Source organism: Streptomyces sp. CNH189 (assembly GCF_000527195.1).
The window spans coordinates 265,134-282,803 of sequence record NZ_AZUS01000003.1 but is presented as its reverse complement, the minus strand read 5'-3'; the positions used below and the strand labels follow the sequence as shown (position 1 = coordinate 282,803).

Here is a 17,670-nt window from a genome sequence, read left to right as displayed (position 1 = left end):
GTCACCATGACCGCAGAGCAGCCCGCCACGGAAGGTTCGGAGCCGGCGGACGCCGGAACGTCCCCTCTCACCCCGGACGAGGACGGCACCTACGACCTCAAGCGCAAGTTCCGTGAGGCGTTGGCGCGCAAGCGCGGCGCGCAGGCGGAGGCCGCCGAGGCCGCAGGCAACCCCAACGCGTCCAAGGTGCGCGCGACGCACGGACCGGCGACGAGCCAGCGGTCGTTCCGGCGCAAGAGCGGCTGAGCCGTCCTGCCCCGCCCCGCCCGTGACGCGCGCGTCACGGGCGGTTCCCTTCTCACCACCGGTTGCGGGCCTCCTCCGCCCAGCCGGTGAGGCCGTCGAGGTCCACCCAGGTGCCGTCGTCGGCCTGGGCGCGCCCGGTGAAGTCACCGAAGCACTGGTGGGTGACGCTGGACACGACGAGCAGATTCGTCCGCGCGGTTCGCACGCGGGAGGGGTGGAACTCGGCCTCCACCCGGGGGCCGGTGATCCGCCACGGCCGCAACCAGTCGGCCCGGTCGTACTCCCAGGTCAGGTCGTCCCCCATCTTGTGCGTCCGGCCGTCGACGAACAGCGCGTTCTCCGTCGAGCCGGTCCCGTCGGTCCACCGGCCGCCGAGCTGGACCGCCCGCCCCGGGGCGCAGCCGGCCGCCCAGTTCCAGGAGACGGAGTAGCGCCACTTGCCGCGCCCGTGGTCCAGGACGGCGAAGGAGTCGGACGCGTCGAAGGTGACCTCCCGCGAGCCGAGCGTCAGACGGCCGTGCACGGGACGACCGAGGTCCTTCACCGTGTACTGGAAGCGGTGCCGGCCCCACGGCACGACCACGCCCAGCGATTCGTGTCCCGGCACCAGCGGCGCCTCGGCCTCCAGCCGGAAACCGGGAGCGGTCGCGCTGATGCTGGTGCCGTCCTGGTGCTGGACGAACTCCAGCGCCACCCCGCCGCCCCGCGCGGACGCGGTCCCCGTGCCGCTGCGGTCCGGCATGCGCACGCCCCGCGCCAGCGGCGTCACCGCGTCCTCGGCCAGCTCACGGCCGGTGGCACGGTCCAGCACGTACACGCCGTGCGTACCGGCGTAGTCGAGGGACGAGGCGACCAGGCCCACGATGTGGGTGGGGGTCACGATGCCCCAGTACTCCCAGCGCTTGGCCCGCCCCCACCCACGCAGGTTCGCACGGTGCAGCGGCCGCCTGGTCCAGCCGACCGCCGCCGGATCGAGCCGCCCGTCGGGAAGGCACAGGTCGACGGGGGAGGTGATCTCGCGTTCGGCGGTCATGGCGGTGTGGCCCTTTCATCCGGGTGGCGCGCCTCGGCCGGGTCCAGCGGACGGCCCGGGCCTGGTCACCGATGTCCGTGCCCAGTCATACCGCGAGGCATGACACCGGCGTGCGCCGCCCCCCGGGGAGGCCACCCGGAGTCACCGCGACTCCGGGCAGCTCGCCCGCCTCCGTGCGTCACCCCTCGGCGAACGCCGCCGTGAACGCCCCCGGCTCGTACGAGCCGCCCTTCTGGTGGACGATGACCGCGAGCCGGTTGGCCCGGCCGCGGCCGGACCGCAGGACGGCCGGACCGGAGGACGACCGACCCGCCCGGGTGCTACGCCCGCTCGCGGCGGGCGCGCCGGGCGGCGCGGCGGCGCAGGCGCAGCGGCAGCACGTACCAGCACAGCCCGAACCACAGCATGACCCCGCCGACCAGCACCTCCGCGAGCACGCCCGGCACCACGAACCGCAGTATCAGCAGCAGCGTGCAGCCGATGGTGAGCGCGAGCAGCACCATCCCGCACACCATCAGCCGGCCGGCCGCCTCCACCACCTCGTCCTTCATGCGCTGACCGGACAGGAAACGGTGGATGGAGACGGGCGCGATCAGTGACCCCGTGGCGGCCGCTCCGAACACCACCGTCATCACGTAGATGACCCGGTCCAGCGTCTCCAGCTCACGGAACAGCGGGGTGAACGCCACGCTGAGCAGGAACCCGAAGAGGATCTGCACACCTGTCTGAGTGACACGTGTCTCCTGGAGAATCTCGTTCCAACGGCGGTTCACCCGCTCCCGCGCGGACTCCGGCACCTCGGTGCGGGACCGCGCGGCATGGTCGTCGTGGCGCGCGCAGCAGGTGTGCCCCTTCTCCGTCGGCTCGGCCGGCTGCTCCGTCATCGTCATGGCGTCCTCCCCAGTTCCAGACGGACCGTTTGCCCCGATCAGGCGCCGTCATGCAGCATCCGGGACGATCGAGGGGCGACCGCCCGCACCGGAACCGGCCCCTGGTGACCCGTCACACGGTGCGCGACTCATGGCCCGCCGAGGACGTCACCGGCCCGGCTGTTGGTGGGCGCGCCCAGGGCGATCCGTGAAGGTGCCGGTGGCCCGTGTTCACGGGCCGACGGGCAGGGGGGTGCCCCAGGCGGGGCCGAAGAACGTCTCCGCGGCGGGGCGCCGCTCACGGGCCGCCGTCTCCCGCTCGCGCAGTTTCGGCGGCAGCAGGTCCGCCGGGGCCAGCGCGCCGACGGCGACGACGGACAGCGCGCGGTAGCCGTCCGGCACGCCCAGCGAGCCGTGCAGCACCTCTGCGTCGAAGCCGGACATCTGGTGCGCGTGCAGCCCCAATGCGTGGGCTTGCAGGACCAGTTGGGACACCGCGAGCCCGGTGTCGTACGCGGGGCCGTCCTGCGGCACGCCGTTGTCGGCGCGCTCCTCCGCCAGCGCGGCCACCAGCAGGGAACTGGAGTGCGCCCACTGCTGGTTGAAGGGAATCAGGCTGTCGAGGATGCGCCGGTAGGTCGTGTCGCCGCGCCTGCCGACCAGGAACCGCCACGGCTGCGCGTTGAAGGCGGAGGGCGCCCAGCGGGCCGCTTCGAGCAGGGAGACCAGTTCCTCGTCGCCCAGAGTGTGCGCGGCGTCGAACGAACGGGGGCTCCAGCGCCTGGCGAGCAGCGGATGGACGGCCACGGCCGTGGTCGCGTTCTGGGGTGACATGTGTGGTGATCCTTCTGCGTCAGGGGTGAGGGAGATGGTGTCCCGGCGCCCGCGCCGGGGACGGGCGGTCCGAGTCGACGCCGGCCACCAGCGTCGGGGCGCTCACCCGGCCCAGGGCGGCCCGCACCCCCCCGCGCCCGCGCCCGACGTCGTGACTGTTCATCGCCTCGGACAGCACGGGAGAAGGAGGGAAGGAGGTCGGGCCTGAGGGACGCCGCGGCGCCACGCGTCACGGCCCGGACACAGGTGGGCGGTGATCAGCGGGGTGCGGTACGGCGAGGAGGAGGGAAAGGCCGGTTTCCACGGCCGGGCGCGCGGAGTCAGCTCGCGGCGGGACAGCCCGTGGTGGTGACACGCACGAAGTCGACGTGGCGGCGGGTCACGAGCACGGTCATGCGCTCAGGTAACCACACGGGGGCGGCGGCGCGCCAGATAGACGGGCGTCGCCCCACCCGCCGGGACGACGCCCCGGGCGCGGCCGGCGCGAAGTGGCCCTCCAACAGGCCTTCGGGCAACGGCTCTCAGCATGTGGAACGTGGCCCGGGTGTCCTTGACCCGTGTCACCGACCGCTGCTTTGATCGGCGGCATGAAGCGACAGGAGCTCACGCGGCGACGCCACGTCGACCTTGCGCGTGTCTCCAGCTCCTGCTGTCGCACTCGGATCTGAGCGCAGCCGAGGGAAACCCTCGCGCCCGCGCCTTCTCCTGACTCACGGCTGACTCACGGCTCCCGGATCGCTCACGGTTCCCGGATGTCCGTGGACGCCTGCCGTTGCCGGGCCGCCGCCTGACGTTCCCTCACCGCGTTCTCCTTACCGTCGCGCACCCGGGTGTCCCGCCCGTGCGGCTCGTCCGGCCCATGCCGCCCGTGCCGCTCCGTCGTGCGCGAACCGGACCCGGGAGACCGAGTCCCCGTCGCCGCCCGCGCCTGAACTCGCCCGCCCTGCACCGACTCCCGGAAGGTCCTTCGCATGGCCACCGTCCTGTCCGTCTCCGCAAGCCCCTCCGCCACCTCCCGCACCGGCCGGCTGCTGCGCCACCTCGACCAGCGGCTCGTCGCCCAGGGGCACGAGGTCGTACCGCTCGACGTGCGTACGCTGCCGCCCGAGGCCCTGCTGCACGCCGACTTCCACCATCCGGCGATCGTCGAGGCCACCGCCCTCTTCCGGCGCGCCGACGGTGTCGTCATCGGCACCCCCGTCTACAAGGCCGCCTACTCCGGACTGCTGAAGGCGCTGCTGGACCTGCTCCCGCAGTACGCGCTGACCGGGAAGACCGTCCTGCCGCTGGCCACCGGCGGCACCACCGCGCACGTCCTCGCCATCGACTACGCCCTGCGGCCCGTCCTCAACTCCATGGGCCCCGCGCACATCACGCCCGGCTGGTTCACCCTCGACAAGGAGATCACCGTCGGCGACGACGGCGCCCTGACCGTCGCCCCCGCCGCCGCGGAAGCGCTGGCGCAGGTCACCGACCAGTTCTCCCGCGCGCTCGGCGGCCGTACGACGCTGCTGGCGGCCACCGGATGAACGCGGCCGTACGGCACACGGGACGACGGCTCCCGCACCCGGAGCCGTGACGGGCTCCCACGACCACCCCGCCTCGGATCAGCCAGAACACCGAACGGCTGAAGTTCCTGGTCGCAGGCAGGACCGTCGGGCTGGAGGGCGAACACCTCCGGGTGGAGGACGCCAGGCAGGCCCGCGTGCCTGACCCGGTTCCCGAGGTGTACTTCGGCGGGTCCTCGCCGGTCGCCGGACGGGTCGCGGCGAAGCACGTCGACGTCTACCTCACCAGGGGCGAACCGCCCGCCGCCGTCGCGGAGAAAACCGCTGGTCAGTCACGTCGTTCCGGTCCGGCGGGGGAGTACCGTGGAGGAGCTGGGAGTTCCTCGTGCACCGGCTCCGCCGCCGGTGCCGTTCCCGGGGATCGGCGACACCGGGCCGCGACCGTGGGCCCGGAGGCAAGGGCCGCGCCATGAATGTGACGATCGACCGCACGACGGCGAGCAGGCGGCTGCCCGCCCCACCGGCCCGGCTGTCCCTGACGCCCGCGCCGGGAGGACTGGACGGCGTGTGGTGGCCCCGCTCCCGTGCCCTCGGGCGCGAGCTGCCGCCCCTGACCGCCGCGCTCGACGGTCCCTGGGGCCGTCTCACCGGCGTCACCGTGAACCCGGCCCACTGGCCCGTCGTCCCGAGCTGGGTCTCCGTGGCCGGGCGTGCCGTATGGGTGGACCGGTCCACCGAGGAGCAGGATCCGCACCGGCTGACCCTCTTCTTCGCCGACGGCCGCCGGGACGTGCTGGTGGTTCCCCCCGAGGCCGGTGCCGCCGCCGTGGGGCTGATGTCCGGGGACGGCGGTGGCGCCGGGGGCCGGGCGGGAGTGGCAGCGGACAGGATGGACGGACGGAGCGCGGTGGAGGCGTGGGAGACGGACGGCGGGGCGGGCGCGCCGTCGCCCTGACCTCGTCCGTCGGATCGACAGGCGTTCGCCTGTCTCCGATTGACGCCCATCGGGGTGGTCCCCAGGCTGATGACAGGCGCAGACGAAGGGACCGTGGCCGTGAGCGTTGGGCAGAGCGTACTTCCCCGGTTGCTGACGGCCGCTGAGACGGCCGCACCGGTGGACGCGGTCGACGTCGTCGCCGAGCACCTGAGGCGGCGTCTTTCCGCCGAGGAGGTGTCCTTCCTCATCGTGGACCTGACCGGGCAGGCGGTGGCGAGGCTGTCCACCGCCGGCCCCGTGCCGGGCGGGAGGGAGGCCCAGCGGATCCCTCTGTCCGGCAGCGTCTACGAGTACGTGGTCCGCTCCCAGCGCCTGTACCAGGAGAAGTGCGGACGGGGCAGGCGTGTGATCGTGCCGGTCACCAACCGGGGGGACGCCATCGGGCTGCTGGAACTGATCCTTCCGGACGAGCCCGGCGCGGACGTCCTCGAGGAGGTCGGGGAAGCCGCCCATGTCCTGGCCTACATCGTGATCGCCAACGGGCGTTTCACCGACCTCTACATCTGGGGGAAACGCTCCCGGCCCCCCACCCTGGCAGCGGAGATCCAGTACCAGCTGCTGCCCCCGTCGCTGTCGTGCGAAGCCGCACAGTTCACCCTGTCCGGGAGTCTGGAGCCCTCCGAGAACCTCAGTGGCGACACCTTCGACTACGCCTTGGACCGCGACACCCTGCATGTGTCGGTGACCGACCCCATGGGCCACGACGTCGCCGCCGCGCTCGCCGCCACGATCCTGGTGGGCGCCTTGCGTGGCGCCCGGCGGGCGGGGGCGGGCCTGGCCGACCAGGCACACCGGGCCGACCGGGCCCTGGCCGACCACGGCCACGGCCACGCCACCGGACAACTGCTGCGCGCCGACCTGAACACCGGGCGGGCCCGGCTCGTCAACGCCGGACATCCCTGGCCCCTGCGCCTGCGCGAGGGGGCGGCGGAGACGGTCGTCTGCGATGTGGACCCTCCTTTCGGGCTGTCCGCGCTGGTGGCTCACTCCTACCGGGTCCAGGACATCGACCTGCGCCCCGGAGACCGTCTGCTGATGCTGACCGACGGCATGCTGGAACGGCACGGGGAGAAGGTCGATCTGTTCGGCCTGCTGGAGCGCACCCGGGACCTGCACCCGAGGGAGGTCGCTCTGACGCTGACGTCGGCGGTGCGGGACGCCGCCGGCGGCAGGCTGCAGGACGACGCCACCGTGATGTGCCTGGACTGGCACGGCCCTCAGGAGACCCAGCGGCACGTCAGCTCCGGCGCGGACACCGGACAGGCCTCACCGGGCCGCGTGAGGGGGTGACCGCGCCCCCCGGCATGCGAGAGGGCGGACGCGCGGCACGGCGGTCGCCTCCCGCCGCGGGGACTCCTGGACCGTCAGGCGGCCCCCGAGGAGCGTGGCCGGCCCAGAACTGCCGGTGCGCCGCCCGCACGCCGACGTCCGCGCTCAGTCGGTCCTGCGCACCATGAGAACGGCGATGTCGTCCCGGTGTTCCCCGGCCGTGTAGCGGCCGACGTCCTCGGTCAGCCGGTCGGCGACCTCCCACGAGGAGACGGCCGTCCACTCCTCCAGGCGTCCGTCGAGGGGGTAGGGGGCGCCGGTGACGCCGCGGGCCTCGGTGACACCGTCGCTGCAGCTGAGGAGCGTGGCGCCCGCGGGGAAGGGGAACCACGAGACGGTTCTGGGCCGGGGGGAGAGGTCCGCGAGCCCGAGCGGTACGCCCGGGTCGCCGAGCTCCACCGGGGCGACGGGGCCGGATCCCAGCAGGTGGGGCGGGGGGTAGCCGCAGTTGACGGCCTGTGTCTCGGTCGCGGTGTCGATCCCCAGGACGAGAGCGGTGACGAACTGCTCGGGCTCACCCGTCTGCTGGACGAACGCGTTGTGCCGGACCACGGCCTGCTCCAGGTCGTCCACCAGCGCGGTGAGGGTCGGCTCGCGTTGAGCGGCTTCGCGGAAGGCACTGAGCACGGCGAAGGCGGCTCCGATCGCGGGCAGGCCCTTGCCCTGGACGTCCCCGAAGAGTAACCGGGTGCCGTACGGTGAGGCCGCCACCTCGTAGACGTCCCCTCCCACCAGCCGGTCCGTCTCCACCGGCTGGTACGCGCCGTCGACGACCACCCGGTCGGTGAGGACCGGCAGCGGCCGCAGCATCTGCCGCTGAAGCGCGACCGCCGCGGACCGGGTTCTCAGCAGTTCCCGCTCGCGCCGGACCCGCCACCGGCAGGTCAGCACGCACAGCACGCCGAGCACGACGGCGAGCAGCAGCACGACGCCGTAGTCGAACGACGACGGGAGCGGCCGAGCGATCAGCACCGCGGCGAGGACGACCAGCATCCAGCCCACCGCGTACGCGGTCTGCCGCACGGTCCCCACCGCCGCCGGGAACGCGGGCAGCAGGATCAGCAAGGGGGCGACACGCACCGTGCGGTCGTCGATCAGCAGCTCCAGCAGCACGATCGGCAGGGTCGCCAGGACCACGTAGGCCATCGGCGCCCTGACGGCACCCGCGGGAGACTGCTCGGTACCGCCCTCAGCGCGCGGCTTGCCGGGCGCGCCGGACGCACGGGCCGTCACACGCCGACGAATCACCCCTTCAGGCTCCCGCGAACCGCCCGACGCCGCAAAGGCACCGGGGCCCGGCGGGGACACGCGATCTCGGAGCCCTCTGATTCCGGCCCGTTGGCGTCCCGCCCATGGCGCGCGACTACCTCGTCTTCCGGGCCGGTCGATCAACAAGGTCAACACCGGGTACACCGACCCGGAACTCGCCCTCCGGATGGACTGGAACTCGCTGCTACCGTCGGCGGCCCCGAGAAGGCCGAGCCGGCCAAGACGCCCGGCACCCGTTCATCACGGTTGAGCACCGGGCCGGAATTGTGGCTTCCATCACGGCCGTGGTGATCCTGTGCTGGTGAGATCACCGAATGCTCGGATTTCTCGTACGTCTCCTGCCCTTCTGGGTCCGTGAGCCGCTGCTCATCCTGGTCGGGTCGGTCTTCGGCGTACGCATCATGTACATGGCCGTCTTCGACGGCGAGGGATGGGTGCCGGCCGCCATCGGCGCGGCGTTCCTGCTGGCCACGGCGCTGCGGGTGCGCATCGTGGTGAAGGCGCTGCGGGCCCGGCGACATCGGAGCCCGGCGTCCGGCGCGGACCCGGGGACGACACCGGCCGCCACCGCGTCCCAGACGCAGACGCAGCCCTCGCCGCGCCCCCGGCCGCAGGCTCCGGCGGCCCCGCGTCCCGCCGCTCCGGCCGTCAAGGAGAAGGAACCCAACGCCTGGGGGCAGGCGGCCGCCGCCGTGGGTCTGTTCGTGGCGCTCGGGGCCGCACTCTGGCTGGGCCCGAAGTTCCTGCCCTCCGACGAGGTCGGGGCCGGGACCGAGAAAGCCGTCTCGTGTCCCGGGGCGGAGGAGACCGGGGAGGGCGAGGAGCTGCCGCGTGCCTACCGGTCCACGCCCGGGGCCGTGACCGGCGAGGAGCTGTGCGAGGCGCTCAACCGGCCCGACCTGCCCGAACTCCTCGGCACCCCGACCGAGATCGCGACGTCGGCGTCCGGCTCCAGCGGCACCGCCCCGCTGACGGACGAGAAGATCGCCCAGCCGGAGGCCAGGGTCGGCTTCGACACGTACACCGTGGACGTCCTGGCCACCTACAACAAGCTGACGATCGACCAGTACGCGAACCTGATGAAGTACGGGGACGAGACGGACGTCAAGAGGCTCACGGTCCTCGGCCGGCCCGCGATCCTGTCCTCGGACCACATGATGAGCATCCAGATCGACCTGGGCGGCAGCGCGTCCGGCGGCCCCGTCGGCCAGGGCCCCCTGGCCAGAACGCTGACCGTGGCCCTCGACGCGAAGGACGGGGGCGGCTACTACGACTTCACGGTGTGGAGCGAGTCGGCCGGTCTCCCGGACGACGGCGTCCTCGTCGACGTGGTGGAGACGGTGCTCCCGGCGATCCCGCACGGGAACGTGTGACGGAACGCCCCGCCCGAGGCCCGCGCGCGGCGGACCTCGGGCCGGCGATCACCCGGGGGTGCCCTACTTCTTGAGCGCGACCCCCGCGACGGACACGTCCGGCGCGTCCGCGGTGCCGCCGTCGGGCTCCGGGCGCCAGGAGACCGTGGGGACGACACCCGGCTCGACCAGGTCCAGACCGTCGAAGTAGGAGGCGATCTCCTCCGGTGCCCGGAGGTGGTAGGTGTTGGCCGACTGCTGGTTGTACGCCAGGACGGCCCGGTTGAGCGCCTCGTTGGAGTTCGTGCCGTCGCTCAGTGCGAGGTAGCTGCCCGAGGGGAGCCCGGCGAGCAGGGCGCTCACCAGCTCCGAGGGCCGGTCGGCGTCGGAGATCTGCCCCATGATCCCCAGCATGGTCAGGGCGACCGGGCGGCTGAAGTCCAGCGTCTTCGCCGCCTCGGCCAGAATCCGCTCCGGGTCCCGGACGTCCGCGTCCACGTAGGCGCAGGCACCCTCGGGGCTGCTGGTGAGCAGCGCCTCGGCGTGCACCAGTACCAGCGGATCGTTGTCCACGTACACGATGCGGCTCTCGGGCGCGATGCGCTGGGCCAGCTCGTGCGTGTTGTCCGCGGTGGGCAGCCCGGTCCCGATGTCCAGGAACTGCCGGATGCCGGCCTCGCCCACCAGGAAACGCACGGCGCGCGCGAGGAACCGCCGCTGCAGCCGGGCGACGGCGGCGAACTCCGGAAACGTCGTCAGGATGGCCTCGCCGACCTCGCTGTCGACGGGGTAGTTGTCCTTGCCGCCCAGGAGGTAGTTCCACACCCGGGCGGAGTGCGGACGGTCGGTCTGCAGCCTGTCCCGGACGTCGCCGCGCGGGGTTTCGGGAGATTCCATGGATTCCATGGGCATAGCTTCACACACGGTGGTGTCGAAAGTGATCAAGTGCCCGCATGTTCACCGGACTTCACGGCACAACCGTCTTCCGGTCGCCGCCCGGGGACGCTCGCTCGCCGTGCCACCGTCGAGGACCGTTGACGGGCACCGCAGGGGCCGATTACCTTTTACTAGAATACAGATTCTAGAGGGATTGTTCGGATCAAGACCGTGACCCAGGAGCAGCGCACCATGACCGAAGCACGCCCCACCGCCCTCGTGATCGCCGGCAGCAGCGGTATCGGCGCCGCCTCGGCGCGGGAACTGGCAGCACGCGGCCACCGGGTGGCGGTGCTGGCGCGCGGCGAAGGGGCGGACGCGCTGGCCGGGGAACTGGGCGGCCTGGCCCTCCGCGGCGACTACACCGCACCCGGGGTCGTCGAGGGCGCCGTCGAGCAGGTGCTCTCCGCCTGGGGCCGGCTGGACGTGCTGGTCAACAGCGCGGGTCACGGCCCCAAGGGCAAACTGGAGGAGCTGACCGACGAGGACTGGGCCACCGGGTTCGACCTGTATTTCTACAACGTGGTGCGGGCCTGCCGCGCCGCCCTGCCCCCGATGCGCGCCCAGGGCGGAGGCAGCATCGTCAACATCTCCTCGGCCAGCCCCACCGAGCCCTCGCCCCGCTTCCCCACCTCGATGGTGGCCCGCGCCGCGATGACGACCTGGACGAAGCTGTGGGCGGACGAGGTCGCCGCGGACGGCATCCGCGTCAACAACGTGCTCCCCGGCTACACCGTCGCCGACCCGGAGGCCGTGCCGGCGGCCTGGACCGCCACCATCCCGCTGGGCAGGGCCGCCGCCTACCAGGAGGTGGCGCGGGCGGTGGCCTACGTCGCCTGCGACGCCACGTACACCACCGGGCAGAACCTCCGCGTCGACGGCGGACTCACCCGCGGCGTCTGACGTCACCCGTCCCGCCCGGGCGGGACGCGAGGGGCTACCGCTCCTCGGCCACCCGGCGGGCGTGGTCGTCCACCAGACTCTCCAGCGCCCGCGCGGCCAGGTCCGCGTACTCGGCGAAGTCCAGCTCCAGGTGCACCTCGGAGTTCGCGTGGACGTAGAGGCCGTCGGTCAGCGCCAGACTCAGCACCGTGAGCTTGGTCGGCAGATCGGGGAAGCGCTCGGTGACGTCGGCGGGGACGGACTCGGTGATCCGCGAGACGTCCACCTTGAACATCTCCACCCGCATCCGCAGATACGCCGCACGGACTTCGCTGTCCTCGCCCAGGCCGCCGAGCTGCCGGCTCAACGCCCAGACCGCCGCGGCCTTGAGCAGCGCCTCCTCCTTCGTGTACTGCTCGGGGTCGGCCCCGGACAGGCCGGCGATCCCGCGCGACAGTTTCTGGCGCAGCCCCTCGGGCCCGGAGTGGATCTCCATCCACACCTCGTAGCAGTGCTCGAGCAGGGCGACGAAGAGCTGCTCCTTGCTCTTGAAGTGCCAGTAGACCGAGCCGATGGGAAGGCCGGACTCCGTGCTGACGGCCGCCATCGTCGTGCCCTGGTAGCCATGTTCCAGCGCCAGGTCCAGCGCCGCACGCAGGATCTGCTCCCGGCTCCGGCCCGTACGCGCCTGCCGCGTGCCCTTGCCCCTGGTACCGCCGCTCTGCCGTGTGCCCTGCTTCATGCCGCCACCCTGTCGCCGTGTCGTGCGTGCCCCACGTTCAGTGAAGTGCCCATTCTAGAACGCGGCTACTAACGGGTCCGGGACCGAAAGGGCACATCCGTACGCCCTTTCGGTCCCGGACCCGGCGCACACCGTCCCACGCGGGGCCGGTGCCGCGCCCTCCGTCACGCGGCGCAGGCGGCCTCCAGGACCCGGGCCACCACGTCGTCGAGCTCCTGGGTCAGGCACTCGGCGGCGATCACATGGTCGGGGCGCAGGACGACCGCGCCCACCGGCCGCGCGTCGAACCACGCCTGCAGGCCCGCCTCGCCGCCGAGGTCGCCGACGACGGTGACGCCGGCCGTGGCCTGCTTGCGCGCCCACGGCAGTTGGGCCTTCGGCACCACCTGCACGAGACGAGCGCCGAGCCGGGCCAGCGCCGCGCGCCGCTCGGCCGACAGGAACGCCGTCGGGTCGTTGTTCCAGGTGAGGACGCGCCAGCCCTGACCGGTCGCGTCGTCGAGCAGCATCTCGGAGCCGTCGGCGTCGGTGACCTTCGGCTGCGGGAAGATCGTGCCCGCCAGCCGCGGCACGTCGCGGACCGGCAGCGACTTGGACACCGGCAGCGGGGTGTGCACCACCACGCCCCGGTCGAACTTCGGCTGCGGCTTGAACGCCTGCCGCTTCTGCGCCTCCCGCTCCTCGGGCGTGCGGGAGGCGGCGATCCGGTCGCGCTCGGCGGCCTTCTCGGGGTCGTGGTCCGTCATCTCCTTCGCCATCTGGAGGGAGACGGCCACCATCTGCGTGACATGGCCGAGCCGTTCGGTCTCGTACGTGTCCAGCAGACCGTCGGCCGCCAGTCCCTTGACGACGGCGGCGAGCTTCCAGCCCAGGTTGAAGGCGTCGCGGATACCCGAGTTCCAGCCCTGCCCGCCGACCACCGGCATGACATGGGCGGCGTCACCGGCGAGAAAGATCCGCCCGTGCCGGAACCGGCCCGCGATGCGGGCGTGGTGACGGTAGACGCGGCGGCGGATGATGTCGAGCTTCGACGGGTCCGGCACGTGGGGCGCGAGCAGGGCGAACACGAACGCGTCGTCCTCGACCTCGGCCTCGCCCTCGTGCTCGAAGAGGGTGAACTCCCAGCGCCGGATGCCGTGCGGCAGCGCGATGGAGGCGTAACTGCGGGCGGGGTCACCGCCGAAGACCGCGTGGGGCGTGCCGATCGGGTCGTTGGCGACGTCGATCACGATGCCGTCGGTCGGCCGGGTCTCGCCCTCGAACGAGATGCCGAGACGCTTGCGGGTGGGGGAGGATCCGCCCTCGGCGGCGACGACGTACCGCGCGCGCACCGTCCCGCCGTCCGCGAGCGTGGCGACCACACCGTCGGCGTCCTCGGTCAGGTCCACGACCTCGGCGCCGAAGCGCACGGCTGTGCCGGGGAAGCGGTCGAGGCCGGCGAGCAGCACCCGGTCGACCAGCGGCTGCACGAAGCCGTTGCGGCGCGGCCAGCCGAACTCGCGTGTCGTCGGGTTCACTTCGGACAGGATCGCCCCGGCACCGTTGATCATGTAGATCTTCTGGTCCGGGATGGTGTGCGGGAGCACCTCGTCGACCAGGCCGGCGGTCTGCATCGCGCGCAGTGCCTCGTCGTCGATGCCCACGGCCCGCGGGTAGTCGACGAGTTCGTGCTCCCGCTCGACGACGAGGACGTCGATGCCCTGCTGCCCCAGCAGGTTGGCCAGGGTCAGGCCGACCGGACCCGCCCCGACGACGAGGACGTCGCAGGCCTTGTTCATGTGGTGCTCCGTGCGGATCGTGCCGGGCCGAGCCCGGCGATGATGTCGCCGAACGCGCGGTTCAGCAGGACGAGATCGATGCCGAGGCCGACGTAGTCGACGAGGCCGTCGGCGAACAGGCGGGCGGCGTACTCCGGACGGCCGGAGTAGATGCCGAGGGTGACGCCGTGCGCGCGCGTCACCTCGCGGAGGTGGACGATCGCCTCGCGCACCGGGCCCTCCTCCCAGTCGCCGCGCCCGGGCAGGCCGTAGGAGACGGCGAGGTCGGCCGGGCCGATGTAGACCGAGTCCAGGCCGGGGGCCGAGACGATCTCCTCGGCCCGGTCGACCCCGGTGCTCGTCTCGATCTGCGCGACGGCCGACACCGCCCGGTTGCCCGCGTCGGTGTAGGAGTCTCCCGGGTACAACGCGGGCCGGGAGGGGCCGAGACTGCGGTTGCCGGCCGGCGGGTACTTGGTGGCGGCGACCAGGGCCTCGGCCTGGGACCGGGACTCGACGGTCGGCGCGACGATGCCGCGGGCCCCGCTGTCCAGGAGCCGCAGGATCGGCGCGGGGTCCGGCGAGCCCACCCGGGCGTACGCGTAGGCGTTGTCCCGGGGAATCGAGCGCAGGATGCCGCAGGCCGCCTCCAGCCCCAGCTCCCCGTGCTGGAGATCGAGGATCACGCCGTCGTAACCGGCGGCCACCGCCCACTCCGGCACCGAGAACGCCGGGACCGTCTGGTGGTACAGGACCGGATGCCGGTCGCCGCCGAGAGCTTCCCGCTTCACCGTGCCGGCCCGTCTTGTCCGGCCACGCGCGCGGCGTGGGCCGCGGCCGCCCGGCCGCCGAAGACCGGCACGATCTCCCGGCGGGCGAACAGCCACCGGCCGTCCACCTTGCGGTAACGCTCGCGGAACTCCCCGACGGACGCGGGAAGCGTCTGCGGTTCGTTCGTGTCGCGGAAGGTCAGGTACTGCACGGTGCCCTCGACCTCGTCCCCGCCCGCGGCCCACACCAGGCGGATCCCGCCGATGTGGTGACGGCCGACGACGTCCGTCTGCCGGGCCCGCTTGGCACCCCACACCTTCATGGCCTCGCGGTCCATGTCACCCATCGGTCCGACCGAGACGCCGTCCTCGGTGTACAGCTCCCAGGTGGTGTCCGCGCGGTTGTGGTCCAGGCGGTGGAGCATCTCGGTGACGAGCTGCTCGATCTCGACGCGGGTGGTCGCGTCGACGGGACGGTAGTCAGTCATGTTCAGCCTTTCGAATCGGCGGTCGCGACCACGCGACCCAGCCCGGTGACGGTGGCGACGCACTCGACGTCGGCGGGCCACGGCTCGATGTAGCCGATGGAGCCCGACAGCAGCACCTCGCCGGCGCGCAGCGGCTCACCGGTGCGCAGCGCGGTCTCCGCCAGCCAGACGACCGCGTTGACCGGGTCCCCCAGCACGTTGCTGCCGACACCCCGGGTGATCTCCTTGCCGCCACCGGTGATGACCATCTCGACCTGGGTCAGGTCGACCTCGCCGTAGGGGTGCCGCTCCTCGCCGAGGACGACCCCGCTGCAGCCGGCGTTGTCCGCGATGGTGTCGACGATCTGCCCGACGGAGCCGGCGTAACGGAAGTCGACGACCTCGAACGCGGGCGTCACGTAGTCGATCGCGGCCTCCACGCACGCCCGGGAGGGCTCCAGGACGTCGCTCCTCAGCACGAACGCGACCTCCGCCTCGATCAGCAGGCGGTTGTACGCGGACAACGGCAGGCGGGTGCCCGAGGCGTGCACCATGTCGTCGTGGATGATCCCGTAGTCCGGCTCGTCGATGCCCACGCGCCGCTGCACCAGGGCGTTGGTCAGGCCGACCTTGCGGCCCACCCGCCTCACGCCCAGTTCGCGCTCGCGCAGGGCGGCGAACTCGGCGGAGATCGCGTACGCGGAGTCGAGGTCGCGCTCGGGCAGCCGGGGGCTGACGTACGGCACGGTGTACACGCCGCGCCTGGCCTCGAACAGCTCGCGCGCGATCTCGCTGATGGTCTCCCGGGTGACGCTCACTCCGGTCCTTTCGTCAGGCATGCTTCTGGTCGTCAGGCGTGCTTCTGGAGGAAGGCGACGGCCGCGGCGTTGAACTCGGCGGCCCCCTCCCACTGCGGCCAGTGCGCGGCGCCGCGCACCAGCAGGTACTCCCCGTCCGGGATCAGCCCGCACAGGCGCTCGCCCTCGGCCTCGTCGCCGGTCGGCTCGTTGTCGGTCCACACCATCAGGGCGGGGACCGGGACGGCCGCGAAGTCGTCGTCGGTCACGCGGTTGCGCCACCGCCGCTCCGGCTCCCGCAGCGCGGAGACGTTCGCCATGCTGAACCCGTCGCGGGCGTAGATCGCCTGGCGGACGCGGACCAGCTCGTCGGTGATGTTCCGCGGATCGTGGATGACGACCTGGAGGCGCTTGCGCACGTTCTCGAAGGTCGGCTCGCTCACCGCCTTGGCGCTCACCGACTGCGTCCGGTCCAGCTGCGGTTCGCCGATCACCCGGCCGCCCGGCGCGGACAGGATCACCGTGCGCAGGCGTTCGGGGTGCTCCGGCGCGAACTTCAGCGCCAGCCAGCCGCCGAGCGACTCGCCGGCGAGGTGCACGCGGTCCAGCTCCAGCGCGTCGAGAAGCGCCAGCAGGTGCTCCACGTAGTCGCGGATCTCGAGCGGGTGGTCGGCGAGCGCGGTGTACCCGTGGCCCGGGTAGTCGTAGCCGACCACCCGGAAACCGGCCTCGGCGAACGCCCGTACGTTCTGCGTCCACGCCTCGATGTGGCCGCTGGTGCCGCTGGCCAGCACGACCGTCTGCGCGTCCGGGGACGCCCCGGCGATGTCGAGGACCCGGGTGCGGCAGCCGCCCGCGTCCACGTACCGCAGCGCGTGCTCCAGGTCCGCGATCTCCTCCCACAGGGTCGCGAAGTGCGCCTTCTCCGTCCGGCTCACGCGGTCACCGCCGCCTGGACGGCGAAGCCGGCGCCCCACTTCTCGACCGCCCAGTAGCGGTCGACGGCGAAGCGGTAGGGGCCGGAGCTCGACAGCGCCGCGTAGGCCGCGATCCAGCTGCGCATCTCGTGCGCGGCCGAGCCGCCCTCCGCCACGAACCAGCCGTTCTCCCAGCCGTCCACCGCGGTGAGGTCGCCGGAGCGGAACGTGTCGAGGACGAGCTTGTCCCACTCCTCGTTCAGCGGGTCGCTCGGAGCCTTGCCGTCGGCGATCGCCTGGATGCCCTTGACGATCATCTGCTCACGCTCGTGCCGCTCCTGAGGGGAGGGCGCGTAGGCGACCAGACGTTCCCGCACGGTGCCCGGGGCGCCGTCCCAGCGGGGGATCGGCGGGTTGTGGGAGATGCCGCCCGAGGCGAGGAACAGCACCTTCTTGTCCAGGGCCCGGGCGGCCCGGCCGAACGCCTCGCCCATCAGACGCACCCGCCGCATGGGGGAGAGGGGCAGGCCGATCGCGTTCACGAACACCGGCACGATGGGCTGCGTGAAGTTCTTGCCGAACACGAAGTCCAGGGGCTGGACGATGCCGTGGTCGACCGTCATCCGCTCGCTGCGGCCGATGTCGATGCCCTCGGCCAGTACGGCGGCGTGCAGGGCCCGGGCGGCGTCGGCGTCGACGGGGAGCGGCCCGGCGGTGGTGCCGTAGTCGCCGACGCCCTCGGCGACCGCTCCGATCACCCAGGGGCTGATCAGCGAGTAGAGCTGGCCGTTGAAGTGGTCGGGCCCGAAGACCACGACCAGGTCGGGGTCGTACGCGGAGACGAACTCCCTGACCTCGTCGATGGCGGCATTGATCTCGGCGAACGTCTCCCCGCCCGGGTCGACGTTGCCGAAGGACGGCGCGTGGGAGAGCGCTGCGACGGCCAGCGGCATGGAACGGTTCCT

Annotated in this window: 19 protein-coding genes and 2 pseudogenes; 8 read left to right on the top strand and 13 right to left on the bottom strand. The window is 72.5% G+C overall.

The window, feature by feature from the left end:
- The first annotated feature begins 6 nt into the window (after positions 1-6).
- Positions 7-246: a DUF5302 domain-containing protein gene (locus tag B100_RS0106535; protein WP_024883638.1), complete on the top strand. Its 240-nt coding sequence runs from the start codon at positions 7-9 to the stop codon at positions 244-246.
- Between the two features lie 52 nt (positions 247-298).
- Here the strand turns inward: B100_RS0106535 and B100_RS0106530 are convergent, their stop codons facing one another.
- The 4 genes and pseudogenes from B100_RS0106530 to B100_RS37505 all read right to left on the bottom strand — a co-directional run.
- Positions 299-1,279, bottom strand: a complete 981-nt coding sequence (locus B100_RS0106530) for a DUF2804 domain-containing protein (RefSeq protein WP_024883637.1) — start codon at positions 1,277-1,279, stop codon at positions 299-301.
- A gap of 320 nt (positions 1,280-1,599) precedes the next feature.
- Positions 1,600-2,169 carry a DUF6328 family protein gene (locus tag B100_RS0106525; RefSeq protein WP_024883636.1) on the bottom strand — a complete coding sequence of 190 codons (570 nt, stop codon included), beginning with the start codon at positions 2,167-2,169 and terminating at the stop codon, positions 1,600-1,602.
- Positions 2,170-2,379: 210 nt separating this feature from the next.
- Positions 2,380-2,982 (bottom strand): nitroreductase family protein, encoded by a 603-nt coding sequence (locus B100_RS0106520; protein WP_024883635.1) that lies wholly within the window; start codon positions 2,980-2,982, stop codon positions 2,380-2,382.
- Between the two features lie 55 nt (positions 2,983-3,037).
- Positions 3,038-3,160, bottom strand: a pseudogene (locus B100_RS37505) (homoserine O-acetyltransferase); the annotation flags it as partial.
- A gap of 409 nt (positions 3,161-3,569) precedes the next feature.
- On the opposite strand from B100_RS37505, the gene B100_RS37500 reads away from it, so the two are divergent.
- The 5 genes and pseudogenes from B100_RS37500 (at position 3,570) to B100_RS0106500 (ending at position 6,777) form a co-directional block, all read left to right on the top strand.
- Positions 3,570-3,650, top strand: coding sequence for a putative leader peptide (locus B100_RS37500; RefSeq protein ID WP_486585599.1), 81 nt, complete (start codon positions 3,570-3,572; stop codon positions 3,648-3,650).
- 303 nt (positions 3,651-3,953) lie between these two features.
- Positions 3,954-4,511: an NADPH-dependent FMN reductase gene (ssuE, locus tag B100_RS0106510; RefSeq protein WP_024883633.1), complete on the top strand. Its 558-nt coding sequence runs from the start codon at positions 3,954-3,956 to the stop codon at positions 4,509-4,511.
- A 113-nt stretch (positions 4,512-4,624) separates the two neighbouring features.
- Positions 4,625-4,816, top strand: a pseudogene (locus tag B100_RS35320) (LLM class flavin-dependent oxidoreductase); the annotation flags it as partial.
- Positions 4,817-4,959: 143 nt separating this feature from the next.
- Positions 4,960-5,445, top strand: coding sequence for a DUF5994 family protein (locus tag B100_RS0106505; protein ID WP_024883632.1), 486 nt, complete (start codon positions 4,960-4,962; stop codon positions 5,443-5,445).
- Positions 5,446-5,604: 159 nt separating this feature from the next.
- A complete protein-coding gene (locus tag B100_RS0106500) occupies positions 5,605-6,777 on the top strand; it encodes a PP2C family protein-serine/threonine phosphatase (protein WP_024883631.1) in 1,173 nt (390 codons plus the stop codon).
- Between the two features lie 144 nt (positions 6,778-6,921).
- Here B100_RS0106500 and B100_RS0106495 read toward each other — a convergent pair whose 3' ends face one another.
- Positions 6,922-7,962: a SpoIIE family protein phosphatase gene (locus tag B100_RS0106495; RefSeq protein WP_024883630.1), complete on the bottom strand. Its 1,041-nt coding sequence runs from the start codon at positions 7,960-7,962 to the stop codon at positions 6,922-6,924.
- A gap of 437 nt (positions 7,963-8,399) precedes the next feature.
- On the opposite strand from B100_RS0106495, the gene B100_RS0106490 reads away from it, so the two are divergent.
- Positions 8,400-9,458 carry a DUF6215 domain-containing protein gene (locus B100_RS0106490; RefSeq protein WP_024883629.1) on the top strand — a complete coding sequence of 353 codons (1,059 nt, stop codon included), beginning with the start codon at positions 8,400-8,402 and terminating at the stop codon, positions 9,456-9,458.
- Positions 9,459-9,521: 63 nt separating this feature from the next.
- Here the strand turns inward: B100_RS0106490 and B100_RS0106485 are convergent, their stop codons facing one another.
- Positions 9,522-10,334: an SAM-dependent methyltransferase gene (locus B100_RS0106485; protein ID WP_024883628.1), complete on the bottom strand. Its 813-nt coding sequence runs from the start codon at positions 10,332-10,334 to the stop codon at positions 9,522-9,524.
- Positions 10,335-10,565: 231 nt separating this feature from the next.
- On the opposite strand from B100_RS0106485, the gene B100_RS0106480 reads away from it, so the two are divergent.
- The gene (locus tag B100_RS0106480) at positions 10,566-11,276 is read left to right on the top strand and encodes an SDR family oxidoreductase (protein WP_024883627.1); all 711 of its coding nucleotides are present in this window, start codon (positions 10,566-10,568) and stop codon (positions 11,274-11,276) included.
- A 34-nt stretch (positions 11,277-11,310) separates the two neighbouring features.
- On the opposite strand, the gene B100_RS0106475 is transcribed toward B100_RS0106480, so the two are convergent.
- From B100_RS0106475 to B100_RS0106445, 7 genes are all read right to left on the bottom strand, one after another.
- Positions 11,311-11,997: a TetR/AcrR family transcriptional regulator gene (locus tag B100_RS0106475; RefSeq protein ID WP_024883626.1), complete on the bottom strand. Its 687-nt coding sequence runs from the start codon at positions 11,995-11,997 to the stop codon at positions 11,311-11,313.
- A gap of 164 nt (positions 11,998-12,161) precedes the next feature.
- Complete coding sequence (gene mhpA, locus B100_RS0106470) at positions 12,162-13,775, bottom strand: bifunctional 3-(3-hydroxy-phenyl)propionate/3-hydroxycinnamic acid hydroxylase MhpA (protein WP_024883625.1); 1,614 nt, start codon at positions 13,773-13,775, stop codon at positions 12,162-12,164.
- On the bottom strand, positions 13,772-14,545 hold the full coding sequence (locus B100_RS0106465; protein WP_024883624.1) for an aldolase/citrate lyase family protein: 774 nt from the start codon (positions 14,543-14,545) through the stop codon (positions 13,772-13,774). Before B100_RS0106465 ends, mhpA begins: the two co-directional genes overlap by 4 nt.
- Positions 14,542-15,012, bottom strand: coding sequence for a nuclear transport factor 2 family protein (locus B100_RS0106460; RefSeq protein ID WP_024883623.1), 471 nt, complete (start codon positions 15,010-15,012; stop codon positions 14,542-14,544). Before B100_RS0106460 ends, B100_RS0106465 begins: the two co-directional genes overlap by 4 nt.
- Before the next feature lie 2 nt (positions 15,013-15,014).
- Complete coding sequence (locus B100_RS0106455) at positions 15,015-15,830, bottom strand: fumarylacetoacetate hydrolase family protein (protein WP_064751465.1); 816 nt, start codon at positions 15,828-15,830, stop codon at positions 15,015-15,017.
- Positions 15,831-15,841: 11 nt separating this feature from the next.
- Positions 15,842-16,726, bottom strand: coding sequence for an alpha/beta fold hydrolase (locus B100_RS0106450; protein WP_024883621.1), 885 nt, complete (start codon positions 16,724-16,726; stop codon positions 15,842-15,844).
- Positions 16,723-17,658, bottom strand: a complete 936-nt coding sequence (locus B100_RS0106445) for a 3-carboxyethylcatechol 2,3-dioxygenase (RefSeq protein ID WP_024883620.1) — start codon at positions 17,656-17,658, stop codon at positions 16,723-16,725. Before B100_RS0106445 ends, B100_RS0106450 begins: the two co-directional genes overlap by 4 nt.
- Between the last annotated feature and the right edge of the window lie 12 nt (positions 17,659-17,670).